Raw genomic sequence first — 25,557 nt, 5'->3', positions numbered from 1 at the left:
AGATAATCAGTAGTCATCTGATGATAATAGTGACACGGAAAGTTATTTCTTTTTTGTGCTTCGCATTTTACAAAAAATCAATAACAACCACCCTTTCACCACATGTTAACTACCAAGATAATCAGTAGTCATTTGTACAAACGTTTTAACACCTAATAATAAACCACTTTCGTCAATGTGGAAATCAGGCGTATGATGAGGTGCAGCTGTTGTATCTCCAGGTGTTTTTCCACCTAAGAAGAAATATACGCCTGGTACTTCTTTTTGAAAGAATGAGAAATCCTCGGCACCTGTAATGGCCTTGATCAGTTTTACATTTTCTTTTCCTGCTGCTTTTTCCATAGAAGGAAGCATTTGTGCGGTAAGATCTACGTGGTTATACGTAATAGGATACCCTTTAGCAATATCAATAGTCGCTTCAGCACGATAGGCAGCAGCAATAGCAGGAACCATTTCTTGCATACGCTTATTGATCATTGCTTGCATATTATAATCTAGTGTACGAAGTGTCCCAATAATTTGTGCACTTTCAGGAATGATATTACTACGCACCCCAGAGTTGATTTTTCCTATAGAAAGTACGGCAGCTTCTTGTGTAAGAGGCGACTCACGCGAGATAATCGTTTGTAATCCATCTATAATTTTTACCGATGCCATGATAGGATCGATACTCGTCCATGGAGTAGAACCGTGACTTTGTTTTCCTTTTACATTAATCTCAAAACTTTGAGAAGCAGCCATAATCCCGCCTGGTTTATAAGCTATGGTACCAACATCTTGACCTGCTCCGATATGCAATCCAAAAACGGCATCTACATCTGGATTTTTCAGAACCCCTTCCTTCACCATGAGTTCTGCGCCACCCTCTTCACCCGGAGGTGCTCCTTCTTCTGCAGGTTGGAAGATAAACTTCACTGTTCCTGCAAAATCATTGTTTTTAGCTAATACTTCGGCAACACCCATTAAAATGGCAATATGTGTATCATGTCCACAAGCATGCATTACAGGCACTTCATTACCACGATACGTTCCTTTTGCAGTTGATTTAAATGGGAGGTCTACACGCTCCTCTACAGGTAAAGCATCAATATCAGCACGTAACGCTACTACTTTTCCTTTGCGTTTTCCGTTTAATATGCCTACTACACCAGTTTTAGCAACTCCCGTTTGCACTTCGATACCTAATGATTTTAAATGTGCGGCAATTTTTTCGGCGGTACGGAATTCTCTATTTCCTAATTCTGGATTTTGGTGAAAATCTCGACGCCACTCAATGACTTTAGATTCTACAGCATTAATTTCTTTTTCTAGTGATTGCGCTTTCGCGAAAGCGGACACCAAAATAATCCCACTGAATAGGAGTGCTTTTGTATAGTTCATAGATACGATTTGAATTGTATGACAATTTGATTTGTCTGAAAAATACGAATTAATTAGAGGAATTGATAAGATATTTTTTAATTAATCAGCTTTTAGATAGGCTTGTTGCAACCAAGCAATAAGTTGGTCATCTATTCCGTCACTAGTTGAAATACGTACCCTATGCGTACACATCGCTCCAAAGGGACCAGAATTTTCTAAGCGCTCTGTAGTAGGAACATCCTTTAGTTTTAATCCAAGATCTATACGTGTTTTTGTAGCAGGTTTGATCAGTGCAAATTGCTTTTTTCGAATGATGCTTACGGTTGTCTTTTTAGGGGTGATCACCACATCATCTCCAAACTTTTTTACTACTGTAAGCAATTGTTCGTAAATAGGAAACAGGTTTTCCTTCCCTTTGTATTGTGCAGTTACGAGGTCTGTAGGAGCATGAGTTTCTTCTTTCGATAAAGAAACAATCGTATTTGCAAAACCATGTGTTACTTGATGCTCTTTCTTTAAAAAATTAACAGCCTCAGAATGTTTACTAAAGGATTTTGTTATGAGGAGTGTTTTCCATTGTTCTAATGATTTGCCTGTCTTTTCAGGCATATTATTGATCATGGTTTGTAATGCTTTGTCCATGGTAGTAAGTTTTAAAATCCCATATAAATGTATTAAAAATCAAGGAAATGATTTAATGCACACCAACACCATCAAACATCAAGAGACTTAATGCCGTGTCTTTGTAGATAGTACCTTCATACACTTCTCTAATTTCAAAAGTGATTTCTGTTATGTGGTTCTTAGGAAACATGATCGTATCTATAGCGACGGTTTGTATCTCAAAACTATCCTTTAAAAGGATATCATAAGAAGGTATGTTATTGATATACATACGGAGCTTTTTAATTCGAGAATTAGCCTGCCAAGCTTTCTTACTTTTCTTATACCCATTGGCAATAATCAACTCATTAATTCCTAGGTGTCCTTCGTAAAACGCATCTTTTCTGAAGTCAATAGTATACGTTATAGATTCTCCTATACCGTAATCCTCTTTTCCTTCAATCCAGGCAGTGTTGTGATCAAAATCATGTGTGTTTTCTGCGGTGTAGGTATTATCACTTTGTGTAGCTAGTTCTGAAGTTGCTGTTATAGTACTTACGGTACCACCACAATACCAATTACATCCTTTTAAAAAAACCAAATCACCAACAGGTTTAAGAATACCGTTATGATCTTGTTCATAATCTTCATAGTCAAAAAAATCAACGTCTTTTTCTTGTGTAGCTTTTATAGCTCTGATGTTTTGATCAAATGTACATCCATAGAGTTCTGAATAATATTTAATGGGGTTATGGTTTACGTATTTTTTTCCTTGTATTGTGTTACAGAATTTATCTTTGTCATTTTCTATAATAAGTTCAAGGTATTTAGTAAACTCTTCGGCAAACTCTCCATCGGCAAAACTTATAAGTTGTAAGCTAGGTAAATAGAAATCTTCATCATCAAATGCGCTTCTAAAAATTAATTTAGAAGTATCGTAAAAAAAAGAGATTTCTGATACTCCTTGATCAGGATAAGTAGTCCCATAATAGACACCAAATTCAGTATAGTTTTTAGGAACTAATTTTAAGAGTATTGGTTTAGGAATATTCTTTTTTTCTGAATATAATTTTATAGCTGCATTTATATTTTTAGCATAATGATCTATGTTTTGTGCTTTTAACGTATGGAAATTTACTAAAGTTAGAAATGCACTTATAAGTACGATTATAAAAACTTTGTTCATAGATAATTATTTATAATATATAGTAAGGTACAATAATCTCACTCATTACTCTAAGTAATATACGATATGGAAATTTAAAAAGGGATTGTACTATTTTTAATACAATCCCTTTTTAAAACCACCCGCTCCATTAAGTAGTTATTTACTTCCCATTCAAATAATCTATTGACATTTGGCTATAGTAGTAGCACGGAAAGTTTTCTGTTTTTTATGCTTCACAACTTATAAAAAACAGAAAACAACCACCCGTACCAAAATTAGATTTTACAAGTATCACTTTCCATTCAAATAATCTATTGACATTTGATGATAAGAGTGGCACGGAAAGTTTTATAAATTACGTAAAAGAAAAAGTTACGCAATTTATAAAACAACCACCCGCTCCATTAAGTAGTTATTTACTTCCCATTCAAATAATCTATTGACATTTGACTAAGTGCTTTAACACCTAATTGGAAGCCAGATTCATCGATAAAGAAATCTGGTGTATGATGTGGAAAAGCTTCTGTGTTTCCTGGCGTCATACCTCCTAAAAAGAAATAGAATCCTGGCACTTTTTCTTGAAAGAAAGAGAAATCTTCTCCTCCCGTTGTTGCTTTAGTTAACTTAATATTTTCTGCTCCACCTACTTTACGAAGTGTAGGAAGCATTTGATCTGTTAGGGCAAGATCATTATACGTAACAACCGTCATATTTTGCCAATCAATGGTTGCTTCTCCACCATAGGCTTTAGCAATATCACGCGCCATTTCGTCCATACGTTTGATAATTTTTGTGCGCATATCTGGATCCAATGTACGTACCGTACCAATCATCTCTGCACTTTCTGGAATGATATTAAAACGTAATCCAGATGTGATTTTTCCAATCGTAATCACTGCCGCTTCATCCGTTAATCGGCTTTCTCGCGAAATGATACTCTGGAAACCATCAATAATTTTTGCCGAAATATAAATCGGATCCACACCAGACCATGGCTGACTCCCATGTGTCTGTTTTCCTTTTACGTTTACGACAAAACGTTCTGTTGCTGCCATGGTTCCACCTGGCTTGTAACGAATGGTGTTTACTGGCGTGCCACTATTGATGTGTAATCCGAAAATGGCATCCACTTTTGGGTTTTCAAGAACGCCTTCTTTTACCATCAATTTGGCACCACCTTCTTCTCCTGGTGGTGGTCCTTCTTCAGACGGTTGGAAAATGAATTTTACTGTCCCGTTGATTTTATCTTTATTCTTGGCTAATACTTCAGCAACTCCCATAAGAATAGCGGTATGTGTATCATGACCACAGGCATGCATCACACCTGTTTCTGCGCCGAGAAAGGTTGTTTTTACGTCCGATTTAAACGCCAAATCATTACGTTCTGTTACAGGAAGTGCATCAATATCTGCGCGTAGTGCAATGACCTTTCCAGGCTTGTTTCCTTTGAGAACACCTACAACACCCGTTTTGGCAACACCTGTTTGTACCTCAATACCAAGAGACTCTAAATGCTTTGCAATTTTCTCGGCAGTTTTGAATTCCCGATTTCCAAGCTCTGGATTCTCATGAAAATCACGACGCCATTCAATGACTTTATCTTTTACGGCATCGATGTCTTTATCAAAGCTCGTTTGTGCGATTGTAGTTCCTACAAAGAGTAGGAGTAAGGGTAGTATGTGTTTCTTCATAGTAATGTATTTAATTCCCGCGAAGGCGGGAATCTTATTGAGTGTTTATTTAATCTAAAAATATGGTTTTTTTGACAACTTGTATGCGATCGAATAAATCTAAGCAGAATTTCTGAATGTCTTCTGATTTGTAATGGTATTTCTCACTCCATTCTTCACCTAGAGCATATTTACTAATAGTTAAACAAGAAGCAGAATGAGTTACTCCTCCATATACCGCATGTCCATCCTGAATCAAGTAATCATAAAACCCCATTTGATCATAGTCACAAGAATCTGTTACAGATATTTTTACTATATCTTTTAATAAAGTATAGTTGGTGTGGATTCTTCTTCCACTATTAAAGTTTGTATGAACAGTAATAAGTTTATCATAGTATTTAATACTAGAAACAGAAGTGTCTAATTGTATTATTATACTTTTATACTCTTTCTTTTCTTCTATCAATTTTAACTTATGAGATATAGACCAAATAGAATTTAAATATTTTTCCTCTAATTGTGCATTTAAGTTTTTTGCATAAAAAATCAATATTAATACTAAACATAAATTTTTCATAATTGTTGTGTTTTTTCAAAGCAGCTATTTTTGATGCCTTTTTTAACAATTACCTTATTAATATAATGATTTTTGAATTTTTCTTTTATGCACTATCCAAATAGTATCGACTTTTTTTAATGCTAATTTCATATATTTTAAATCACCTTCAGTGATATTAGGGAATTGATATAAAAGAATTATAATTTCTGCATATTTCTCATCCATTATAGCAAGTCGTCTCGGTTCAATTGCCTTAAATGTATTTGTTTTTTTAGCAATCTTTTTTAATTCGTCGATAGTTTTTACTGAAAATTGAATTCCTTCAATTTCTTGAGGATAGTCTTTTTCCAAATTTAAACTATAGAATTTGTTTTTACCTATAATTTCTTCTTTTTGATATTTACTGTAAGCAATGTATATTTTTCCTTTATTCTCTAAATTGTTAAAAATAATATTATCGTAATTTTCAATTAAAATATCTTTTAATACGGCAGATATTATTTGATACTTTTCTGTTTTTTCATTTGTAGTAGTGCTACTTTTATTAATAAAAAATTTGTCATCTATATAACTTCGCTTTGCACAACCTAAGAGCAAAATGACTAAGAGAATATAAGTGAGTTGTTTTACCATTAAAAAGCAATCAATCGATAGCCTTCTCCTTGTGACTGTATCAAAATAGTCATGGCAGATAGTGCCGTTTGTGTGAGGGGTAATCTACGATCTTTGGTAATATTTCGAGCACCAGCAGTTTGTCCGCATAAAATAATGTCAACACCTGCTTTATCGATCGCCTCGAGTAATTCGATATTTGGATTATCTACACCAAATTTCTCCTTATACGCTTCATTGGTCAATAATCCATAAGAGGCTTGTCCGTGCATGGCCATACGTACATGAAGGTTTTTTACAGGAACCCCTGCGTTCTCATGCATATTTAGAAAACGAGCAATAGTTTCTATATACGGATTACGCTTACTTTTATCTTCGGGCGCTTTGGAGACATCAAATACCGCTTTAAATTCCAAATCAATGTCTGTTTTAAAGTCTGGATTCGGTACTTCATAGGTTTTACCAAATTCTGGGATAACGTTGCCTGATTGTGATGTGGATTGTTGTGCGTACGCTCCTGCCTGCCGGCAAGGCAGGTTCGCGAAAGCGAATAAAACAAACAAATACATTAGTTTTTTCATGATCCAAATGGTTTTAATTTATGAATTCCTAAATCCCCATGTATTCCCAATCTAGAAACCCGATATTTTCCTTTTTTAAATTTAATTGTAAATATAGAAGCTGTCTTTTCTTTAGGTGGTATTTCCCAAATGAGGGCGTCTATTTTTGATTTGAGCCCCAATGTTTTACTTTTTATATTCGTTTTATTTTCGGCACTTAGTAAACATGAAGTAGCATCGGTATTTGCAAGAACTTGAAATGTGAGTGTTCCTTTTAATTTTTTTAATTGTTTCTCACTAAGATCTTTTAACAATAGAGTAACAACAGCATCACTATCAATTTTTCCTTTTTCTACTTTACTTTCAAGAATAAATCTTTCTGTGTTACATCCTTCATAATGCTCAGGATAGATTTGTTGTGTATACGCTTTCGCGAAAGCGAATAAACATATAATAACGGCTAATTTCTTCATACGATAGTTCTTCTGTGTGAAGATACTTTATAATTTATCGAAATCGAAATCGAAATCGAAATCGAAGATGAAGGTTAATAGCTATGTATCTCTAGAGTGGGAGTTTAGCCTTGAGTTTCAGGTTTAAATGTTTAAACGTTGTTTTTTGATTCGTTATCAGTTATCAGTTATCAGTTATCAGTTAATAGTTAATAGTTCGTCGTTTAGAATTTGAGATTTTAAAGTAGCAAGTGAGTCGACTGAGTGATTTGATTTCGCCGAAAGGCAGAAAGGAAATAGTATCGAAGTCTCGCCTATACAATAGAGTACTACTCTAATTCTGTTTTATTCTTCTTTAGTCGGTCATTTCGATACTATTTTTATATTTCGCTATCGCTACATATTAAAATCACTCAATGTCCTTTGTTTTATATTTACCCAACACCCAACACCCAACACCCAACACCCAACACCCAAGACCCAAGACCCAACACCCAACACCCAACACCCAAGACCCAACACCCAACACCCAACACCCAACACCCAACACCCAACAATTCTTCAAACTCTCTTTTCCTTTTAGACAGTCTATACGCTATGCACTATATTCTTTTTTAAAAGGTTGTTGAAAAAACGCTATAAAAAGGGAACGGATTGGTTTTAAAATAGCGCTTCATATCGTACTTTGGCAGGAGCTATGGATTCTAAACTAGAAGTATATATTGAGGGCTTAAACGATGCCCAACGAGCGCCAACGTTACACAAAGACGGAGCGCTAATTGTGATTGCGGGAGCGGGGTCTGGGAAGACACGTGTACTTACGATGCGTATTGCATATTTGATGAGTCAAGGGATTGATGCCTTTAATATACTGTCACTTACCTTTACGAATAAGGCAGCACGTGAGATGAAAAAACGTATTGCTGGTATTGTAGGAAATAGCGAAGCCAAGAACTTATGGATGGGAACTTTTCACTCCATATTTGCTAAGATTCTTCGCTTTGAAGCCGATAAACTTGGTTTCCCTTCTAATTTTACGATTTACGATACGCAAGATTCTCAACGCCTTATCAGTGGGATTATCAAAGAGATGCAACTGGATAAAGATATTTATAAGTACAAACAGGTGCAAAACCGTATTTCGTCTTTTAAAAATAGCTTGATTACCGTACGTGCATATTTTAATGATCCTGATCTTGTAGAGGCAGATGCGATGGCAAAGCGCCCGCGTATGGGAGAGATTTATAAAGAATATGTAGATCGTTGTTTTAAAGCTGGTGCGATGGATTTTGATGATCTACTATTACGTACCAATGAGCTTTTAAATCGTTTTCCAGAAGTATTAGCAAAGTATCAAAATCGTTTCCAATATATATTGGTAGATGAGTACCAAGATACCAACCATAGTCAGTACTTAATTGTAAAGGCACTTTCAGATCGTTTTCAGAATATTTGTGTAGTAGGAGATGACTCTCAGAGTATCTATGCCTTTAGAGGTGCCAACATTAATAATATTCTGAACTTTCAGAAGGATTATGATAATGTAGCGATGTATCGTCTGGAACAGAATTATCGCTCTTCTAAGAATATTGTAGAGGCAGCCAACTCTGTCATTGAAAAGAATAAAACGCGTCTAGATAAAACGGTTTGGACGGCCAATGAAGATGGAGGAGAGATTATCGTACATAGAAGCCCAACCGATGGAGAAGAAGGGCGTTATGTAGCCTCTAGTATTTTTGAAAATAGAATGAACCATCAGTTAATGAATGGTGATTTTGCCATCTTATATCGTACCAATGCACAGTCTCGTGCGATGGAAGATGCTTTACGTAAACGCGATATACCTTATCGTATTTATGGAGGACTCTCTTTCTATCAACGTAAAGAGATCAAGGATGTATTAGGCTATTTACGATTGATTATCAATCCTAAAGATGAGGAAGCATTAAAGCGTGTGATTAACTATCCTGCGCGTGGTATTGGAGGGACAACAGTAGATAAGCTTATCGTTGCTGCAAAGCATTATGGACGTTCTATTTTTGAAGTAATGGAGAAAATAGAGCAATTAGGGGCTTCTATGAACATTAATCGAGGGACACAAACTAGACTCGCTAATTTTGTGACCATGATCAAGAGCTTTCAGATTATGAATGAAAGCGGAGATGCTTTTGAGTTAGCAGAAACGGTTACTAAAAAAACAGGACTTGTTCAAGAGCTTAAAAAAGATGGTACTCCTGAAGGAATCGCACGTATAGAGAATATTGAAGAGTTATTAAATGGTATGCGTGATTTTGTAGAAGAGCAAAAACAACTGGCAGATACTACAGGTTCTTTAGCAGAGTTTCTAGAAGATGTTGCCCTCGCTACCGATATGGATAATGATAAAGGAGATGAAGATCGTGTAGCACTCATGACCATTCATTTAGCTAAAGGCTTAGAATTTCCATTTGTATATATCGTAGGGATGGAGGAAGACCTTTTTCCAAGTGCGATGAGTATGAATACTCGTAGCGAACTGGAAGAAGAACGTCGTCTCTTTTATGTCGCATTAACGCGTGCTGAAAAGCAAGCATATCTTACCTATACAGAATCTCGATATCGTTGGGGAAAACTGGTAGATGCAGAACCTAGCCGTTTTATTGAAGAGATAGATGATAAGTATCTAGATTACCAAACGCCTATGCAAAGCTATCGCTATAAACCTTTAATGGATACCGATATTTTTGGAGATGTAGATAAAAGTAAATTACGTTTAAAGAAACCCGTGAGTGGTTCGCCACCAAGTGTGGGAACACCTACAGGAGATCAATTACGTAAGCTCAGAAAAATAAGACCTACAGACTCATCTGATGTTCCAATCTCTAGTGTTGTAGGAGCTTTAACACGAGGGACTATTGTAGAGCATATTCGCTTTGGACGTGGTATTGTAGAAGGTCTTGAAGGAAAAGGCCAAGACCAAAAAGCCGAAATCAATTTTGAAAATGGAGGCTTAAAGAAATTATTGTTGCGTTTTGCAAAGCTTAAGATTATTGAGTAATCACAGGTAAATACGTATCTATATATTCACTTGATTTTAACGTAAGATCTAAGGTGCTTTCTTCACTCCAATCATTTCCATGGCCACCTTGATACACTGTAAATAAATGTGGTACATTGGCTGTATTCAAGTTACTATCTAATTGCATTCCGTTGGAAAGCGGAACCAAAGGATCCTGATCTCCATAAAAGAGTAGGGTAGGACTACTACTTGCGGTTACTTGTAAAGCAGGACTATTTGCAACAGCATAATCTGTTCCTTCTGGAAATTGAGATTCATCTACAAAAAAGGCAAGAGCGATATTAAAATTAGGATCATTGGCATAAAACGGATCTGTAAAATCACTAGGTCCTACAATATTGATCACAAATTTTACTTGATCGTTGGTATCATATACATAATCATACATCATGGCAAGATGTGCTCCTGCACTTGCGCCTATCATTCCAAATTCTGGTAAGATTTGTAATGTTTCACTTTGTGTTGTGATTTGATTAATAACCGTTTGTATATCTAAATATTGATTCGGAAACGCTGGTGTACCAGATACATTAGCCAATACATAGTTCATGTTTATAATAGCATGATCAGGGTGAAACGCTTGTACAAATGCAACCGATGCTGCCATGTCACTTTTATCTCCAGAAGTCCAACCACCGCCATGTACCAATAGAATCACCTTTGTGGTAGTAGCAGTTCTTCCTTCTGGTAAATACAAATCATATACTTGCTGTGGGTCATCACCATAGGAAACATTCGTCATAGTAACTGCTTCCAAAGCAGGTTGTTCAATGGCCGTCGTATCATCAGTGATGATCTCATCATCAGAAGATGAGCAACTAGCTAATGTGATAGAAAAGCCAATAGCAATTAAGAGTATATAGAGATATCTCATGGGTGGTTTTTTTAGTATAACGTTTGTATGTATGTATTACGTATGTATATACATGATTTCTTTTGCATCAATTAGTATGCCCTTTTCAAAGAATTGTATATAAAAATGATCAATAAGACTGTTAAATATGTTTTATACGCTTTCGCGAAAGCGTATAATTTTTTTATATAACTTTACAACGTTCATACAGATACCTATGGCTGAGTTTATTAAAATATATGAAGAAAACCCTAATCCTAAAGAGATAGAGCGTATCGTGTCTATTATAAGGAATGGGGGATTGGTCATTTATCCAAGTGATACGGTATATGCTTTGGGCTGTGATATTACGAATAATAGAGCATTAGAACGGGTCGCAAAAATAAAAGGCGTGAAACTAGCAAAGGCTAATTTTTCTTTTGTATGTAAAGATTTGAGTAATCTATCAGATTATGTAAAGCAAATTGATACGGCCACATTTAAATTACTTAAGAGAGCACTTCCTGGACCATATACATTTATATTACCAGGTAATAATAATCTACCCACAGTATTTAAAAAGAAAAAAGAAGTTGGGATACGTGTACCTGACAACTCCATTACGCATGCTATTATTGATACGCTAGGAAACCCCATTGTATCTACATCTATTTATGATGAAGATGAGGTCATAGAGTATATGACAGATCCTGAACTTATCTTTGAAAAATGGGAACACCTCGTAGATGTTGTAGTAGATGGAGGTTATGGTGATAATATTCCTTCTACAGTTATTGATCTTACAAGCGGCGAACCTATTCTAGTCAGAGAAGGGAAGGGGAGTTTAGAAATATAAACCATATAACCTAACCATTAGATAGCAAAAAGCCTCCATTGGAGGCTCTTAAAACTAAATCTAAAAAGATTTGGGGTAAATACTAATTGTAATTAACTAGTATACTAATAATTTTATCTATCACTTATCGCGATAGCTGTTGTTGTATTGAATTTGTTGTTTTGAAAAGCTAGCTCTTGAAGATCTAGTGTGTTTATCGTTTCTGGAAAGTCTCCTGAAAAATTGTTGTCAAATATGCTTAATCTCTTAAGAGAGTTCATATATCCAATTCCGATTGGTAACTCTCCTTCAAAATTATTACTACTGATATGAATCTCACGTAATTTTGTAAGATTTTCAATAGATGTTGGAAGTTTACCTTCAAAGTTATTACTGTATAAACTTAATCTCTTAAGGTTTTTTAATGCTCCTAAGTCTGCTGGTAATTCACCAGTTAAATTATTAAAGAATAAATCAATGTACTCTAGACTCGCTAAATCTGTAAATGAAGAAGGTAATTGTCCTTCTAATTTATTGAAAGACATGTTTAATACTTTCAATCCTTTAATAGCAGTAATAGATTGTGGTATAGTCCCTTCAATACTATTTTTATGAAGATTTAAAACTTTTAAGTTTGTTAAGTCTCCAATACTTTGAGGAAGTGCACCAGTTAAGTTATTATCAACAAGAGATAATGCAATTACTTTATCATTTAAAACAATAACACCTTTCCAAGTTTTTGGAGATTTTTTCAAATCCCAAGAATTTGTCCAAGTGTCTCCATTGGTTTGTGTATAAAGATCTATTAAAGCTTGTTTTTCGGTAGAAGATATCTGAGCAATTGTGCTAAAAGATATCATGACAGCGATTACTAGGGTAGTAAAGATTTTCATATTGTTGTTGATTTGGGTGACACTAATATACTATGATAGTCGAAACACTAGATGAAAGTGCACCTTTTTTCGACCAAATACTCAAAAATTTAACATTTAAAAGGCAATTTTGTGTATTTCATCGATTCTGGAATTCCTAAAACTGTGTATTTCATCGATAAAATACATTTAAATGTAGTCCAAGTACACAAATTTCACACTTTCTCAACAAATTGAAAATAGAACTTTATCAAACAAAGTTTAGAGGATCGTTTTCATGGATGTTTTTAAAGTAGTAATGATCAATTGTAAGCAATTATTCAAGCTTATAATCTCCATTTTTTGCTTAGAATTTTACAGGATGAAATAAAAATTTCCCCTATGTATCTTATAAGAAATAGGAAAATTGAAAGAGTCTATTAGAAATACATAATTATTTATCCTTATCCAAGTAAGTATTTATGGATCATACGTACTACATCTAGTAGTTTGTATTTAGACAAATTTTAAACATATATATAATGAATATCACATTAGAACAAGCAGAACATATAATTACAATAGCGAAAGCTACATCTACAAAGATAGATACCAAAATGAATATAGCAGTAGTTGATGCTGGGGCAAACCTAGTTGCGTTTGCACGTATGGATGATGCATGGTTAGGATCTTTAGATATAGCTATTAAGAAAGCAAAGACAGCACGTTATTTTGATATGAATACTGGTATTATAGGAGAATTGTCTCAACCTGGTCAACCTCTCTATAATATAGAACATTCTAATAATGGTCTTATTACATTTCCTGGAGGCGTACCTATAAAAGATGCAGCAGGAGTTATTATTGGAGCGATAGGAGTAAGTGGTAGTAGTGTAGAAAACGACCATACTGTCGCTGAAGCTGGAGCACTTAGTATACTTTAGATGGCATACTGCATAAAAAATGCGTTCACAATGAATGCCTTTTTTATGGGTGCTGACAAAAGATTTTAATTCCAAAAAAAGAGATTGAATTTTCAATCTCTTTTTAGTTTTGTTCTAGGAAGCTTTCATACCTTAAAGCTTGTTTCGCTAGTTAATATTTAAAGTTTGAAAACGTGTTTTTTTAAACGATTCGTATACTTATCTAGAAGAAATGTACTAGAATCTATATCCAAAAGAAACACCTCCTCTAAAGAATCCATCTGGAGATAAACCATCATCATCGTCACCTAAATAACGACCACCTCCTAGAGATAATTCTATAACAAAGCCATTTCTACTTACCCATTTCTGACCGATAGCAACTCCAACTCCAAATTTGTTCCAAGTCCCTCTTTCATCCAAAGTGTTTTCATCAAAATTAAAAAACCTTTCATTATCTCCAGTGGCATATTGTAATAAACCTTCAGCAAAAAAGCCTCTTGCCCCATACTCTTTTTTATTAAAGAAATACTGTCTAAAATAAGGAGTAAAAGCAAAGTTTTGTCTAAAGTCATTTTCATCATCTTGGAAACTAATATTAAGACTTGCTCCAACACCTGAATATTTACTTAATACATACTCATAGCTAACATCAATAGCGGGTAACGCAAGACTTTCTAGAACATCGATACGAAACTCATGTTTTTTGTTATTGATTTCATTAAGGTTTACGGGTTGTTCTTCTGTGTCTTCTTGAGCAAATGCAAAAGTTGAAATGATAAGTGTTAATAATGTGATCGCTTTTTTCATAAGATTGATGTTTATAATTAATTGTGTTGTTGTAGTTTTCGTTATTAATTCTATAGATTCATAAAGTTTAAAATGGTTGCTTAAATAAAATATGATTAACCAAAAATTAACAACCTGTATTTTAATAAATAACTCATTGATATAGTATTAAAACGATATTTGATAGGTGTTCATTAATCAAAAGTGATGCCAAAAAAATATTCTTTTCTAATGAACGATAATTAAAGTGGTTTACATGTAAATTACTGTTTATTAATACTTTTGTGTTTTTGATTGAGCATCAACAAAAATAAATTTCCTTATATCTATTAAGACAAATATATATGGATAGGTGCTATAATTGTATTGCAAAAATTGCTAAAAGAACTGAAAAAAAATTGCAATTTTTGCAAGCATAAAAAAAGCCACTGTTACAAAATAACAGTGGCTTGTATATTATGATTGTTTTAAATTAATATGTTAAGCTAGTTGTTTTTGTGCAGTAATTTCTGCAATTTTCACAATGACTTCTACCGCGCGCATCATACTTTCTACAGGAACATATTCATAACGACCATGAAAATTATGACCTCCTGCAAAAATATTAGGACAAGGTAATCCCATAAATGATAATTGCGAACCATCAGTTCCACCTCGTATGGGTTTAATGAGTGGTTTAATATCTAATGCTTTCATTGCTTCTTCAGCGATATCCACAATATGCATTACAGGTTCTACTTTTTCTCGCATATTGTAATATTGATCTTTGATCTCTACAGAAATAAGATCTTTACCCAATTGCGTATTCAATTCGTTGGCAAGTTTTGACATCATCTCTTTACGGGCTTCAAAATGCCCTTTATCATGATCACGAATAATGTACTCTAATCGTGTACTATCTACACTTCCTTCTATACTATATAGGTGAAAGAACCCTTCTCGGTCTTCAGTATGTTCCGGGGTTTCAAGTCTTGGTAATGAGTTGATATAATCTGTAGCGATGTACATACTATTCACCATTTTTCCTTTAGCATATCCAGGATGTACAATTTTTCCTTCTATAGTCACTACAGCTCCAGCAGCATTAAAGTTTTCATATTCTAACTCTCCAATCTGACTACCATCCATGGTATATGCCCATGCTGCTCCAAATTTTTCTACATCAAATTTATGAGCACCTCTACCTATTTCTTCATCTGGAGTAAAGCCTACACGTATAGGACCATGTTTGATTTCTGGATGTGCAAGTAGGTATTTCATAGCTTCCATGATCTCTGTAATCCCTGCTTTATCATCGGCTCCTAATAAGGTAGTTCCATCGGTGGTAATGATCGTTTGTCCTTGATATTGCTTTAAGTCATCAAAATAATCGGGTGATAAAATGATATTCTGAGCTTCATTAAGAACAATATCACCCCCATCATAATTTTCTATAATCTGTGGCTTCACATCTTTTCCTGTAAAATCTGGTGTGGTATCAAAGTGAGAGACAAAACCAATAGTAGGTACTTCGTGTGATACATTAGATGGAAGCGTAGCCATGACATAGGCATTATCATCTATAGAAACATCTTGCATTCCCATTGCTTCTAATTGCTCTGCGAGAATGCGTGCTAAGTCCCATTGTTTTTCAGTACTAGGTGTGGTATCACTATTTGGGTCACTTTCTGTATCTATCGTTACGTAACTTATAAAACGGTCTATTAAGGCTTGTTTGTTAATCATAGTAATGTCATTTCCGAAAAGGCAGGAATCTCAGCCCGTCTTCTTGATTTATATTTTTAATTTTTCTTTTACGCTTACGCGAAATTATTCTTTTTTCTCTTCTTCTTTTGGGTAAAAATGTACAAAAGCTTCATATACTGCTTTGTGTAAAATATTTGAATGGTCTTGACCATCAAAATAGGTGAAATTTGAGGTGATATTTCTATCTTCTTTTAAAGTTCCTATCAAACTAAAAGCAGCGCTCTCCATATAGGGACCTTCTTTTCCAACAGCTACATATACGTTTGTAGGGTTTGTAATAGCGACTCTTTCTTTGGGAAGTAATGAATTGTCATCCCACCATAAACTTGGACTTACAATAATATATTTAGAAAATAATGTAGGTTTTTTCCAGAGAATTTCGGTAGCCAAAAGGCCTCCTAATGACTGCCCGATAAGTGTGCGTTCTTCCGAAATACGATAGGTATTTGCCACGTATGACTGTAATTCTTTTTCTAAAAAAGAGATAAATGCTTCCGAGCCTCCAGTGGTTGGAAAGTCTTCTTTATCCTTTTTATTGGTTGTTGGGTATGTGAAATCTCGTTTTCTATCTACATTACTAATCCCAATAATAATAGACTCTGGCAACATTTTAATCCACGGAAAATTTCCAAATTGTACAATACCTGCAATATGAATAAAATCTTCATCCTTACTACCGTCTAGAAGATAAATGACGGGATAGGTAGCTTCTTTTTTTTCAGTATAAGAAGCGGGTAGGTATACGTTTATCGTTCTGTTTTCTTTTAGTATATCAGAGTAAAACGTACGAGTTTCTCCTATAGTAAAAGGTGTTGTTTCTAGCGTCTTAGGCGCACTGTTTTGTTGTGCAATACCCTGTAGAGATAGTGTAGAAAGAAGTAGTAAAAAAGCGTAGTGTAGCTTCATAAATACAGTTGATTTTTTTTATGCTTTCGCGAAAGCATAAAATTACCCATTTTCGATTACTTTTGCACTCAAGATCTATAACGATTATGTATAAACTTCTTGTCAGACCTATTCTTTTTTTATTTGACCCTGAAAAAGTCCATTATTTTACATTCTCTCTTATTAGAAATATGACCAAACTAGGTTTTGGTGGGCTCTTTAGAAGCTTATGGCAAGTAAAGGACCAAGCTCTAGAGCGTGAAGTATTTGGATTGAAATTTAAAAACCCTGTGGGACTTGCAGCTGGTTTTGATAAAGATGCCAAATTGTTTCAAGAACTGGATAATGTAGGGTTTGGATTTATAGAAATAGGTACGGTAACTCCAAAAGGGCAGATAGGAAATCCTAAAAAGCGTTTATTCCGTTTAAAGAGTGATCATGCGATTATTAATCGAATGGGCTTTAATAACGGTGGGGTAGCTGCAGCAGTAGAACGTCTTAAGAAGAATAAAAATGTTCTAATAGGCGGTAATATAGGAAAGAATACAGGTATTAAACCTGAAGATTATACCGCAGATTATTTGACGTGTTTTCATGCATTACACCCTTATGTAGATTACTTTGTACTAAATGTAAGTTGTCCCAATGTATCGAGTCATGCAAAGCTCAATGATAAAGACTATCTGGTAGAATTGATACAAGCGGTTCAAGAAGCCAATAAGCAGTATGATATACAACGTCCTATTGTTTTAAAAATAGCGCCAGACCTTAATGACAATCAACTTGATGAGATTGTAGAACTTGTTCAAGAGACCAAGTTAGATGGGGTAATTGCTAGTAATACGTCTGTCTCTAGAGAAGGATTAAAAGCTACAAAAGAGCGCCTGGATGAAATTGGAAACGGAGGCCTCAGTGGAAAACCGATTACAGACAAGTCGACACGTGTGATACGCTATCTTTCAGAAAAGAGTAACAAATCATTTCCTATCATAGGCGTAGGAGGAATTCATTCGGTGCAGGATGCGCTAGATAAACTAGATGCGGGTGCAAGTCTTGTGCAATTATATACTGGTTTTATTTATGAAGGGCCAAGTTTAATTAAGAATATTAATAAGGCACTTTTAAAACGTGGTTTGGTGTAGATTTTTTAACTTAATAACTTAGGGTAGAATGAAAACTACGATATTAACGAATGAAATTTTTCCAGGAGATATATCGGTTGATTCATATCCTTGGTTAAGTTTATTAGAAATAGTTAATTGGAAGATAGATCAGCTTGATATAGTTAATGAATCAATATCCTCATCTTTATATTATTCTATTATACTCGACTTAGCAGGAATTATAGAAGGATTCACTAATCAAACTTTAGATACTGTTTTAGATTTAAGAACTTCAGTTTCTTATACAATAGAAGAGCTTGCTGATTTAAAAGATTCTGACTTTTGGGAAGATTCTAAAAACGAAGAAGATGATTTTAATTTGAGATTAATAAAAGATGTAAGAGAAAAATTATATTCAAGTACTTGGACTGGTTACAATAACATTTTTAAATTAATTTTTGGTAAATCGATACTTGAGAAAATAAAACCTGAAACTTGGAAAGGAATTAATTCTCTTTTTACCCTACGAAATATGATAATTCATGGTAAAGTATTAACTATCAATTATAATCAAATAGCGGAAAGTGATGAATATAGTATTACTGTAGATAATAAATATCAAGGAGTATATTCTTATTTAACTGAAAAAAAAATAGTTGAAGTAGGCCCTACTGGTTATGTAGAATTAATTAGTAAAATGTCAATAGATCATTATTATAGAAATATGAATTCTTATATCAAAGAGATTGTAGTTGGAATAGAAAATATAAAAGAAAGAAATGAAATAGTAGAAATTTGCAGTATGAACAAGGACTTAGTAGATATACTTAATTCTGATATTTTGTAATGTTTGAGTTATTTTACGATTAAACCCTATAGCTAAACCAAATTCAATCTATATTCTTATCATTATCTGTTATGCGAAATTCTCATAAAGTACTTCTAGCTTCTGTTATGGTGTTACTTTTTTCTTTAAAACCAGATTTAGCATCCTTTATCCCGCAAGTTGTAAAAGTAGGAGTTGCAGGTGCTTTATTTCTCTTAGGACTTTTTCTAGTCTGGAAAGAGCGTCAATGGTAGAGTAGTTAATTTTTTAGAAGAAAGAGTATCCTACTATAAACGATAATGTTTTATAGTCCGTAATTCTTAATGATGAAGTATCATTAATGATATCTCTATCAGTAAAAAGTCTAAACTCGGTACTAAACTTATTTTTATATCTATATCCGATTCCAGTTGCAAAACTTGTTGACAATTTAAGATCTAAATCTCTACTTGTATTAAAATCATCAGTTTCTAGTTGAATATTCGAACTTCCATTTGGAAAATCAACTATAAAAGATACGTTTAAGAAGAGGTCAGATGTATCATTAATATGAAATGAGTATCGAAATCCTAAAGGAACTTCTATGGATGTGTAATCAACAGTTGCAATGAAATTTTCTGTTTGTTGAGTTGCTTCATAGCTTTGAAAAGTTGGTTCTAGGATAACAGATATGTTATCTATATTGAAAGGCAGTATAAGTTCTGCTTCTAATCCTAATCTAAAACTTGTTTGATTATCAAAGTCTACATCAGTAGCTGTTAGGCCTAGTGTATTATTAGTAAGAAATAAAGAAGAATTATTTATACCTGGTCGTATACTTAGATTAAAAGCATCTCTATCTTTCTTTTTGTATATAGATTTTACACTAGATGGATTTTTACAATTATTATACTTTAAGAAAAAAGAGGTTAATTTTTTCTTGTTATAATCCACCATTTTAATATCCTTGTCAGTAATCTTGTTACACCCTAATGAGTTAGTTAGTTGCTGTTTATAATATATGTTCTCTTTGGTAATTTGAGCTCGTGTGTAATATCTTTTAAAAATTAATTGCTCTATATCTGCTGTGTTTTTTTTGTAAAAAAACCGTGTAAATTTATTGGTTTTATAAAAATATAAATTTGCTTCACCTTCTAATAACACTTCTAAAAAGACTTCTTGTTTTTTAAATTCGGGGTTTCTTTGAGTAGATAAAAATCTTAAATCATCATTTGATTGATCTATTTGTACAGTTGTTTTTATAAATTTAGATTCATTCTTTATACCAAACTCCTTAATAGTAGTAATATTATTATTTAATTCTTCTCCATTTTCAGATAGTTTATATGTGAAAAAAGATGGTGTATTTGACCAATTATTATCTTTTATCTGACACTCTATTTTTTTTCCTTCATTAGTGATAAAATATCCATTTTTAAATGATATTTGCGAATATGCATTAAAACAAAAAAAATAGGTAATAATTATTAGTATCAGGTTTTTCATAGTTTTTTTCAAATTAGATTGATAGTATAAGTCAGCAATGTTAATCATTTTTATAATATTTACAATATAACTTACACCATGATTGAATCTATGATTGGATTTTTAGGAGCCACGGCATTATTAGCATTTTCTCCAGGGCCTGATAATATATATGTATTGACGCAAAGTATTGTTAATGGTCGTGCTTCAGGACTTGCCACAACTGCTGGCCTTATTTCAGGATGTATTGTACATACAACACTTGTTGCTTTTGGTGTTTCGGCTATTATAGCAACGTCACCAACCATATTTTTTATCATTAAACTCTTGGGTGCCATCTATCTCTTATATCTTGCTTATAAAGTGTTTCAAAGTGATTCTAAAGTATCCCTTACTGATGGAGCTCCTAAAAAGAGTTATTGGAGTTTATTTAAGCAAGGAGTAATCATGAATATACTAAACCCTAAAGTCACTATTTTCTTTCTCGCTTTTTTTCCAGGTTTTTTATGGGATCCTGATGGAAATACCGTGTATCAGTTTTATGTATTAGGTATTTTATTTATGATAGCATCTTTTTTCATTTTTGGTGGAATTGCTGTGTTGGCAGGAAGTATTTCTGGATATCTTAAAAAAAGCAATCAAATAGGAACTGTTTTAAAATGGTTACAGATTATTGTTTTTATTGGGATAGCAGTTTTCATTCTAATTTAGCTTTCGCGAAAGCGTAATTAGCCCTATTTTTACATAGTGAATAACAAGGTTAAAATCATAGAATGTCCTCGCGACGCCATGCAAGGAATTAAGGATTGGATTCCTACGGATGCTAAAGTTCAGTACATCCAGTCGTTATTGCGTTGTGGTTTTGATACGATAGATGTGGGAAGTTTTGTATCGCCCAAGGCGATTCCTCAGATGGTAGACTCTGCCGAGGTATTACATCGTTTAGATCTTTCAAAAACGGAGAGTAAATTGCTTACTATCGTAGCCAATGTACGTGGCGCCACCGATGCTGTTACTCATGAGATGGTAGATTATTTAGGATACCCCTTTTCAATATCTGAAAACTTCCAGATGCGTAATACGCATAAAACTATCGCACAATCTGTAGAAGTGCTTAAAGAAATACTAGATCTGGCACATAGCAATGATAAACAGGTGGTCGTATATATATCTATGGGGTTTGGAAATCCTTATGGAGATCCTTGGAATGTAGATATCGTAGGGGAGTGGACAGAGAAATTAAGTGCTATGGGTGTCAAAATTCTTTCGTTGTCTGATACTGTTGGGACATCTAATCCAGAGAATATTAATTACTTATTTTCTAATCTAATTCCAAAATACCCAACCATAGAGTTTGGAGCACACTTGCATACTACACCAACAACATGGCATGAAAAAGTAGATGCAGCGTATAATGCAGGTTGCCGTCGATTTGATGGGGCTATTCAAGGTTTTGGGGGGTGCCCTATGGCTAAAGATGAGCTCACTGGAAATATGCCTACAGAAAAGTTAATCTCTTACTTTGCTTCTGTAAATGCATATGATAATATTAATACTATGTCTTTTGAAAGCAGTTATAATGAGGCTTTGAAAATATTCCAAAAGTATCATTAACTATTATGAAACACTATTTTGTAATAGTCTGTAAGATGCTCATAAAATAGATAGTTGAACTAATCTCACTTTTTCAGCGAGATCTTGGTTTAATACCTTTTTATTCAGTATTTGTACTTTTGCCTCTTTGTTCTAATTTGCTTTGAACTAATTCTCTTTGCGCTTTATGGATATCTCTAGTTAGCCTTGTGCTTTTACGTATTTTAGCTATCAGAATACCTAATAATAAGAGAATAATTGTCCCAACTACATACAAAATTTTGTATAATAGTTCCTTGTCTTTTAATGATTGTAATTGTTGTTCTTGTTCTTTTTGTTGTTGTTTTAGTTGATTTAATTCAATATCATTTAAGTCAGAGCTTAAGGATAAAGAATCGTTATAATTTAACACTTTTTTTAAGTAAAAGGCTTCTTTTTTAGTGTCTCCTATTTCTGCATAGATAGAGAAAAGTTCTCTACTACTTTCGTAAGCACTTTTGGGTGCATTTTGTTTTTCTGCTTCTTGAAATGCTTTTTGTGCTTGTGATATTGCTAATTCTATTTTTTTTTGGGCTCTATATGATTTTGCAAGTGCAAGATCTGCTTCACTACTAGATTGTTTTAAACTATCGAGTCTTTGAATTCCTTTTTTTAGGTAGTGTGTTGCTTCTTTATAATTGCCAATGGCATAATGGGTTTCTCCGAGACTTGTGTATACAACTCCTAACAGTCTTTTAGAATCTCCTTTTTTTACTATTGTTAAAGAAGAATCTAAGTTTGTAAGTGCTTTATCATATTCTCCTAATTCTTTATGAATCATTCCTATATTGTTATATAGTAGCGCGACACGAACAGGTTCATTAAGCTTTTTTGCGAGTGATAAACCTTCATTAAAATAGGTGACAGCTTTTTCTTTATCGCCTAAAGTATAGTAGATGATGGCTTGATTATTTATAGCAAAAGCTTCTATATCTCTTTCTTTTACTTCTTCTCTTTTTGAAATAGTTCTAATCTTTTCCAAATAGACTAAAGCACTATCATAATGTAATTGTTTTTGAAAATAATTATTAGATATGTCAATGTAATGCTTAAGTTTTTTTTGTGTATCAGTTTCTGTTTTTGCCTTTTGCTTTAAGCTATCTACATACGAAGTTTGGCTTATGGAAGAATAAGTTTGTAGCAAAAGGATAAAAAGGAAAAGTATATATTTTGGCATCTAAAATTCCATAAATAAGAATTTAAATATACTAAAGATTTGGAGTTATATATTGATAAAACTTATAAAACATGACGATAACGTTGTCGCTATATCGCAATAATAATGTCATAAGACTATTGTTGAGAACGTCTTAATTTAGATATTTAAAGCAATTTATTTGATAACTTAATTCAAAACTAGGCGTCACTTTTTAGCAGTTTTTTCTCTTCGGTCTAGTTCGTTTTGAATTAAGTTTTTTTGTGCCTTATGAATCTCTTTAGTAAGTTTAGAAGCTTTGAGTTGCCTATATAATAAATAGCCTAGTAAAATAAGAATAATGACGCCTACAATGTATAGAATAGTGTACAGTATATCTTTGTCTTTTAATAATTGTAATTGTTGTTCTTGTTCTTTTTGTTGTTGTTTTAGTTGATTTAATTCAATATCATTTAAGTCAGAGCTTAAGGATAAAGAATCGTTATAATTTAACACCTTTTTTAAGTAAAAGGCTTCTTTTTTAGTGTCTCCTATTTCTGCATAGATAGAGGAAAGTTCTCTACTACTTTCGTAAGCACTTTTGGGTGCATTTTGTTTTTCTGCTTCTTGAAATGCTTTTTGTGCTTGTGATATTGCTAATTCTATTTCTTTTTGGGCTCTATATGATTTTGCAAGTGCGAGATCTGCTTCACTACTAGATTGTTTTAAACTATCTAATATAAAAATGCCTGTTTTTAAATGATGCGTAGCTTCTTTATAATTGCCAAGCGCATAATTTGTTTCGCCCAAACTCGTATTTACTACAGCCAAGAGTCTTCTAGATTTTCCATTTTTTACAATGGTAAATGCAGAATCTAAATATATAAGTGATTTTTTATATTGCTCTAGGTCTTTATAAAGTAACCCTATGTTATTATATAATAAGACATTTCGTGAGGGAATGCCTAACTCTTTCGATATGTAAAGGCCTTCATCAAAATAAGAAATGGCTTTTTCTTTATCTCCTAATACTTCATATATCAATGCTTGATTATTTAATGCTACAACTTCAGCTTCTTTATTTCCACTTGTTTTAGCAAGTGATCTAATCTTTTTTAAATATACAAAGGCACTATCATAACGTAATTGTTTACTATAATAGGTATTTGCAATAGTAAAATAATTTTTAAGTCTTTCTTCAGCACTTATGTCTTGTTTGCTTATTCTTTTTAAGCTGTCTATTTTTGAATTTTGTCCTGTGGCAAGCATGGAACACATCCATGCTAAAAGAAGAGTAAGGACAGTTTTAGACATTCGTTAGTTTAGTTAGTTATTTTTAAATATACTAAAGTTTTTAATATCTCTATATGATGCTAATTAAAATAGTATTTCAGGTATAATTTATTTTCTAATAAAATGGGCTTTAAGAATAGAAGTATCATTCACTTCATAAATAGCAATAAATTCTAAAACATCAACCCCTTTGCGACCAGTAATCTCTTCATGATCTATCACTTTATTACCTAAAACAATTCTATGTATAAGTCTTGAGTGTAATTGAGGTGAATTTTCAAATATTTCTGAATATATAGTTCTTATTTGCTTTTGTCCTTGAGCAAAAGGTACTGTTTCAGAAAAAGAATATAGCTGTACGTTTGGATGGTGTATCGCAACAAAAGAGTCTATATCTCTATTATTATAGGCATCTAGTTGTTTTTGAGCAATTTCTTCAGGTGACATCATTAATGATTTAAAGTATTATAGGAATATATCAAAAATAGTAGATACATTCCTATTATATAAATTATGCAGACTATTATAAACCTTATGAAGACATTCTAGACATAATAAATTTAATTTGCCCGTTATGATTAGATTCATGTTCTACGACATGAAACCATTTACAATAAGCATTGGTCGGTCCCCAAGGCCAGTTATTGTCAATGCTTAGTAACCAATCATCATCACGTTTTTTTAACTCTTCTAACGTATGTGATCGTACTTCATTAAGGGCATCTAAATAGTAAGAAATATCATTTCCTTTTATTAGCATACGAGCTCTATCTCCCAAACCAGAAGCGACACTCCAGCGTTTACGATCTTCTCGAGACCAATTTCCCCAATTTTTACCTTCAAAAGTATGTATCTGATAATAACGTTCTGTAGCAGCGAGATGTAATAGCATAGCGCCTACAGTATTTGCTTTGTCATCTATTAAAAAATCTAATTGTTCTTGTTTAAGACCTCTTACTTGATCCTCTATAACATTACGCATCCAGTTCATCATAGAAACAAGTGTCCCTATTTGTGGAGAATATCCGGCCTTAGGTCCTACAATATTAAGTTCATCTTGTACTGGGGTATAAGAAGCTCCCATAAGTGGCATTGAAACAAAGCTTAAGGTGCCTGCTGCAGCAAATGATGATTTCTTTAAAAAGTCACGACGACTGTAATCTGGTATGATAGAATTCATGATGATATATTGATTA

The 25,557-nt window shown here is 33.3% G+C and carries 27 protein-coding genes; 9 read left to right on the top strand and 18 right to left on the bottom strand.

What is annotated here, in order from left to right; all coding sequences use genetic code 11:
• Window positions 1-105 precede the first annotated feature (105 nt).
• The 8 genes from Q1A01_RS20175 to Q1A01_RS20140 all read right to left on the bottom strand — a co-directional run bounded on the left by Q1A01_RS20175 (window position 106) and on the right by Q1A01_RS20140 (window position 7,010).
• Complete coding sequence (locus Q1A01_RS20175; protein WP_299684484.1) at window positions 106-1,380, bottom strand: amidohydrolase; 1,275 nt, start codon at window positions 1,378-1,380, stop codon at window positions 106-108.
• Between the two features lie 81 nt (window positions 1,381-1,461).
• Entirely contained in the window at window positions 1,462-2,004 is a 543-nt protein-coding gene (locus tag Q1A01_RS20170) for a DUF5655 domain-containing protein (RefSeq protein WP_299684482.1), read from the bottom strand.
• A gap of 52 nt (window positions 2,005-2,056) precedes the next feature.
• Window positions 2,057-3,151, bottom strand: a complete 1,095-nt coding sequence (locus tag Q1A01_RS20165; RefSeq protein WP_299684480.1) for a hypothetical protein — start codon at window positions 3,149-3,151, stop codon at window positions 2,057-2,059.
• 398 nt (window positions 3,152-3,549) lie between these two features.
• A complete protein-coding gene (locus tag Q1A01_RS20160; RefSeq protein ID WP_299684478.1) occupies window positions 3,550-4,824 on the bottom strand; it encodes an amidohydrolase in 1,275 nt (424 codons plus the stop codon).
• A gap of 49 nt (window positions 4,825-4,873) precedes the next feature.
• On the bottom strand, window positions 4,874-5,383 hold the full coding sequence (locus Q1A01_RS20155) for a hypothetical protein (protein ID WP_299684476.1): 510 nt from the start codon (window positions 5,381-5,383) through the stop codon (window positions 4,874-4,876).
• A gap of 57 nt (window positions 5,384-5,440) precedes the next feature.
• Window positions 5,441-5,998 (bottom strand): hypothetical protein, encoded by a 558-nt coding sequence (locus tag Q1A01_RS20150; RefSeq protein ID WP_299684474.1) that lies wholly within the window; start codon window positions 5,996-5,998, stop codon window positions 5,441-5,443.
• Window positions 5,998-6,558: a DsrE family protein gene (locus Q1A01_RS20145; protein WP_299684472.1), complete on the bottom strand. Its 561-nt coding sequence runs from the start codon at window positions 6,556-6,558 to the stop codon at window positions 5,998-6,000. Before Q1A01_RS20145 ends, Q1A01_RS20150 begins: the two co-directional genes overlap by 1 nt.
• Entirely contained in the window at window positions 6,555-7,010 is a 456-nt protein-coding gene (locus tag Q1A01_RS20140) for a hypothetical protein (protein WP_299684470.1), read from the bottom strand. Before Q1A01_RS20140 ends, Q1A01_RS20145 begins: the two co-directional genes overlap by 4 nt.
• Window positions 7,011-7,405: 395 nt before the next feature.
• Between Q1A01_RS20140 and Q1A01_RS20135 the strand changes: the two genes are divergently transcribed.
• Complete coding sequence (locus Q1A01_RS20135) at window positions 7,406-7,618, top strand: hypothetical protein (RefSeq protein WP_299684468.1); 213 nt, start codon at window positions 7,406-7,408, stop codon at window positions 7,616-7,618.
• Window positions 7,619-7,686: 68 nt separating this feature from the next.
• Window positions 7,687-10,026, top strand: coding sequence for a UvrD-helicase domain-containing protein (locus Q1A01_RS20130; protein ID WP_299684466.1), 2,340 nt, complete (start codon window positions 7,687-7,689; stop codon window positions 10,024-10,026).
• Here the strand turns inward: Q1A01_RS20130 and Q1A01_RS20125 are convergent.
• On the bottom strand, window positions 10,016-10,921 hold the full coding sequence (locus Q1A01_RS20125; RefSeq protein ID WP_299684464.1) for an alpha/beta hydrolase: 906 nt from the start codon (window positions 10,919-10,921) through the stop codon (window positions 10,016-10,018). The genes Q1A01_RS20130 and Q1A01_RS20125 overlap by 11 nt on opposite strands.
• Before the next feature lie 196 nt (window positions 10,922-11,117).
• Between Q1A01_RS20125 and Q1A01_RS20120 the strand changes: the two genes are divergently transcribed.
• On the top strand, window positions 11,118-11,735 hold the full coding sequence (locus Q1A01_RS20120; RefSeq protein WP_299684462.1) for an L-threonylcarbamoyladenylate synthase: 618 nt from the start codon (window positions 11,118-11,120) through the stop codon (window positions 11,733-11,735).
• A gap of 113 nt (window positions 11,736-11,848) precedes the next feature.
• Here the strand turns inward: Q1A01_RS20120 and Q1A01_RS20115 are convergent, their stop codons facing one another.
• Window positions 11,849-12,607 (bottom strand): Two component regulator three Y domain protein, encoded by a 759-nt coding sequence (locus Q1A01_RS20115; protein ID WP_299684460.1) that lies wholly within the window; start codon window positions 12,605-12,607, stop codon window positions 11,849-11,851.
• Between the two features lie 500 nt (window positions 12,608-13,107).
• Here Q1A01_RS20115 and Q1A01_RS20110 point away from each other — a divergent pair, with 500 nt between their 5' ends.
• Window positions 13,108-13,509, top strand: a complete 402-nt coding sequence (locus tag Q1A01_RS20110) for a heme-binding protein (RefSeq protein WP_299684458.1) — start codon at window positions 13,108-13,110, stop codon at window positions 13,507-13,509.
• A gap of 216 nt (window positions 13,510-13,725) precedes the next feature.
• On the opposite strand, the gene Q1A01_RS20105 is transcribed toward Q1A01_RS20110, so the two are convergent.
• The 3 genes from Q1A01_RS20105 to Q1A01_RS20095 all read right to left on the bottom strand — a co-directional run bounded on the left by Q1A01_RS20105 (window position 13,726) and on the right by Q1A01_RS20095 (window position 16,929).
• Window positions 13,726-14,298, bottom strand: coding sequence for a hypothetical protein (locus tag Q1A01_RS20105; RefSeq protein ID WP_299684456.1), 573 nt, complete (start codon window positions 14,296-14,298; stop codon window positions 13,726-13,728).
• Window positions 14,299-14,757: 459 nt separating this feature from the next.
• Entirely contained in the window at window positions 14,758-16,002 is a 1,245-nt protein-coding gene (gene pepT, locus Q1A01_RS20100; RefSeq protein WP_299684454.1) for a peptidase T, read from the bottom strand.
• Window positions 16,003-16,086: 84 nt separating this feature from the next.
• Window positions 16,087-16,929 carry an alpha/beta hydrolase-fold protein gene (locus Q1A01_RS20095; protein ID WP_299684452.1) on the bottom strand — a complete coding sequence of 281 codons (843 nt, stop codon included), beginning with the start codon at window positions 16,927-16,929 and terminating at the stop codon, window positions 16,087-16,089.
• 86 nt (window positions 16,930-17,015) lie between these two features.
• On the opposite strand from Q1A01_RS20095, the gene Q1A01_RS20090 reads away from it, so the two are divergent.
• From Q1A01_RS20090 to Q1A01_RS20080, 3 genes are all read left to right on the top strand, one after another.
• Window positions 17,016-18,050 (top strand): quinone-dependent dihydroorotate dehydrogenase, encoded by a 1,035-nt coding sequence (locus tag Q1A01_RS20090; RefSeq protein WP_299684450.1) that lies wholly within the window; start codon window positions 17,016-17,018, stop codon window positions 18,048-18,050.
• 28 nt (window positions 18,051-18,078) lie between these two features.
• Window positions 18,079-18,858, top strand: a complete 780-nt coding sequence (locus tag Q1A01_RS20085) for a hypothetical protein (RefSeq protein WP_299684448.1) — start codon at window positions 18,079-18,081, stop codon at window positions 18,856-18,858.
• Window positions 18,859-18,929: 71 nt separating this feature from the next.
• Entirely contained in the window at window positions 18,930-19,091 is a 162-nt protein-coding gene (locus Q1A01_RS20080) for a hypothetical protein (protein ID WP_299684446.1), read from the top strand.
• Window positions 19,092-19,104: 13 nt separating this feature from the next.
• Here the strand turns inward: Q1A01_RS20080 and Q1A01_RS20075 are convergent, their stop codons facing one another.
• Window positions 19,105-20,322: a tRNA modification GTPase gene (locus Q1A01_RS20075; protein WP_299684444.1), complete on the bottom strand. Its 1,218-nt coding sequence runs from the start codon at window positions 20,320-20,322 to the stop codon at window positions 19,105-19,107.
• 78 nt (window positions 20,323-20,400) lie between these two features.
• Here Q1A01_RS20075 and Q1A01_RS20070 point away from each other — a divergent pair, with 78 nt between their 5' ends.
• Both Q1A01_RS20070 and Q1A01_RS20065 read left to right on the top strand, forming a co-directional pair.
• Entirely contained in the window at window positions 20,401-21,012 is a 612-nt protein-coding gene (locus Q1A01_RS20070) for a LysE family translocator (RefSeq protein WP_299684442.1), read from the top strand.
• 36 nt (window positions 21,013-21,048) lie between these two features.
• Entirely contained in the window at window positions 21,049-21,915 is an 867-nt protein-coding gene (locus Q1A01_RS20065; protein WP_299684440.1) for a hydroxymethylglutaryl-CoA lyase, read from the top strand.
• Between the two features lie 100 nt (window positions 21,916-22,015).
• On the opposite strand, the gene Q1A01_RS20060 is transcribed toward Q1A01_RS20065, so the two are convergent.
• The 4 genes from Q1A01_RS20060 to Q1A01_RS20045 form a co-directional block, all read right to left on the bottom strand.
• On the bottom strand, window positions 22,016-23,077 hold the full coding sequence (locus Q1A01_RS20060) for a tetratricopeptide repeat protein (RefSeq protein WP_299684438.1): 1,062 nt from the start codon (window positions 23,075-23,077) through the stop codon (window positions 22,016-22,018).
• A 219-nt stretch (window positions 23,078-23,296) separates the two neighbouring features.
• The gene (locus Q1A01_RS20055) at window positions 23,297-24,382 is read right to left on the bottom strand and encodes a tetratricopeptide repeat protein (RefSeq protein ID WP_299684436.1); all 1,086 of its coding nucleotides are present in this window, start codon (window positions 24,380-24,382) and stop codon (window positions 23,297-23,299) included.
• Window positions 24,383-24,469: 87 nt separating this feature from the next.
• Complete coding sequence (locus Q1A01_RS20050; protein ID WP_299684434.1) at window positions 24,470-24,811, bottom strand: nuclear transport factor 2 family protein; 342 nt, start codon at window positions 24,809-24,811, stop codon at window positions 24,470-24,472.
• An 82-nt stretch (window positions 24,812-24,893) separates the two neighbouring features.
• Window positions 24,894-25,541, bottom strand: a complete 648-nt coding sequence (locus Q1A01_RS20045; protein WP_299684432.1) for a DinB family protein — start codon at window positions 25,539-25,541, stop codon at window positions 24,894-24,896.
• Between the last annotated feature and the right edge of the window lie 16 nt (window positions 25,542-25,557).

The sequence above is a fragment of the uncultured Dokdonia sp. genome (genome assembly GCF_947492815.1).
In the GTDB taxonomy this organism is placed as follows: domain Bacteria; phylum Bacteroidota; class Bacteroidia; order Flavobacteriales; family Flavobacteriaceae; genus Dokdonia.
The sequence above is the reverse complement of the archived record's forward strand: the minus strand, read 5'-3'. Positions and strand labels throughout refer to the sequence as shown.

What these genes read in the sequence shown, in the direction of transcription:
- Q1A01_RS20175 (WP_299684484.1), bottom strand. Translation starts at nt 1,380, where the DNA reads ATGAACTATACAAAAGCACTCCTATTCAGTGGGATTATTTTGGTGTCC.
- Q1A01_RS20170 (WP_299684482.1), bottom strand. Translation starts at nt 2,004, where the DNA reads ATGGACAAAGCATTACAAACCATGATCAATAATATGCCTGAAAAGACA.
- Q1A01_RS20165 (WP_299684480.1), bottom strand. Translation starts at nt 3,151, where the DNA reads ATGAACAAAGTTTTTATAATCGTACTTATAAGTGCATTTCTAACTTTA.
- Q1A01_RS20160 (WP_299684478.1), bottom strand. Translation starts at nt 4,824, where the DNA reads ATGAAGAAACACATACTACCCTTACTCCTACTCTTTGTAGGAACTACA.
- Q1A01_RS20155 (WP_299684476.1), bottom strand. Translation starts at nt 5,383, where the DNA reads ATGAAAAATTTATGTTTAGTATTAATATTGATTTTTTATGCAAAAAAC.
- Q1A01_RS20150 (WP_299684474.1), bottom strand. Translation starts at nt 5,998, where the DNA reads ATGGTAAAACAACTCACTTATATTCTCTTAGTCATTTTGCTCTTAGGT.
- Q1A01_RS20145 (WP_299684472.1), bottom strand. Translation starts at nt 6,558, where the DNA reads ATGAAAAAACTAATGTATTTGTTTGTTTTATTCGCTTTCGCGAACCTG.
- Q1A01_RS20140 (WP_299684470.1), bottom strand. Translation starts at nt 7,010, where the DNA reads ATGAAGAAATTAGCCGTTATTATATGTTTATTCGCTTTCGCGAAAGCG.
- Q1A01_RS20135 (WP_299684468.1), top strand. Translation starts at nt 7,406, where the DNA reads ATGTCCTTTGTTTTATATTTACCCAACACCCAACACCCAACACCCAAC.
- Q1A01_RS20130 (WP_299684466.1), top strand. Translation starts at nt 7,687, where the DNA reads ATGGATTCTAAACTAGAAGTATATATTGAGGGCTTAAACGATGCCCAA.
- Q1A01_RS20125 (WP_299684464.1), bottom strand. Translation starts at nt 10,921, where the DNA reads ATGAGATATCTCTATATACTCTTAATTGCTATTGGCTTTTCTATCACA.
- Q1A01_RS20120 (WP_299684462.1), top strand. Translation starts at nt 11,118, where the DNA reads ATGGCTGAGTTTATTAAAATATATGAAGAAAACCCTAATCCTAAAGAG.
- Q1A01_RS20115 (WP_299684460.1), bottom strand. Translation starts at nt 12,607, where the DNA reads ATGAAAATCTTTACTACCCTAGTAATCGCTGTCATGATATCTTTTAGC.
- Q1A01_RS20110 (WP_299684458.1), top strand. Translation starts at nt 13,108, where the DNA reads ATGAATATCACATTAGAACAAGCAGAACATATAATTACAATAGCGAAA.
- Q1A01_RS20105 (WP_299684456.1), bottom strand. Translation starts at nt 14,298, where the DNA reads ATGAAAAAAGCGATCACATTATTAACACTTATCATTTCAACTTTTGCA.
- pepT (WP_299684454.1), bottom strand. Translation starts at nt 16,002, where the DNA reads ATGATTAACAAACAAGCCTTAATAGACCGTTTTATAAGTTACGTAACG.
- Q1A01_RS20095 (WP_299684452.1), bottom strand. Translation starts at nt 16,929, where the DNA reads ATGAAGCTACACTACGCTTTTTTACTACTTCTTTCTACACTATCTCTA.
- Q1A01_RS20090 (WP_299684450.1), top strand. Translation starts at nt 17,016, where the DNA reads ATGTATAAACTTCTTGTCAGACCTATTCTTTTTTTATTTGACCCTGAA.
- Q1A01_RS20085 (WP_299684448.1), top strand. Translation starts at nt 18,079, where the DNA reads ATGAAAACTACGATATTAACGAATGAAATTTTTCCAGGAGATATATCG.
- Q1A01_RS20080 (WP_299684446.1), top strand. Translation starts at nt 18,930, where the DNA reads ATGCGAAATTCTCATAAAGTACTTCTAGCTTCTGTTATGGTGTTACTT.
- Q1A01_RS20075 (WP_299684444.1), bottom strand. Translation starts at nt 20,322, where the DNA reads ATGAAAAACCTGATACTAATAATTATTACCTATTTTTTTTGTTTTAAT.
- Q1A01_RS20070 (WP_299684442.1), top strand. Translation starts at nt 20,401, where the DNA reads ATGATTGAATCTATGATTGGATTTTTAGGAGCCACGGCATTATTAGCA.
- Q1A01_RS20055 (WP_299684436.1), bottom strand. Translation starts at nt 24,382, where the DNA reads ATGTCTAAAACTGTCCTTACTCTTCTTTTAGCATGGATGTGTTCCATG.
- Q1A01_RS20050 (WP_299684434.1), bottom strand. Translation starts at nt 24,811, where the DNA reads ATGATGTCACCTGAAGAAATTGCTCAAAAACAACTAGATGCCTATAAT.
- Q1A01_RS20045 (WP_299684432.1), bottom strand. Translation starts at nt 25,541, where the DNA reads ATGAATTCTATCATACCAGATTACAGTCGTCGTGACTTTTTAAAGAAA.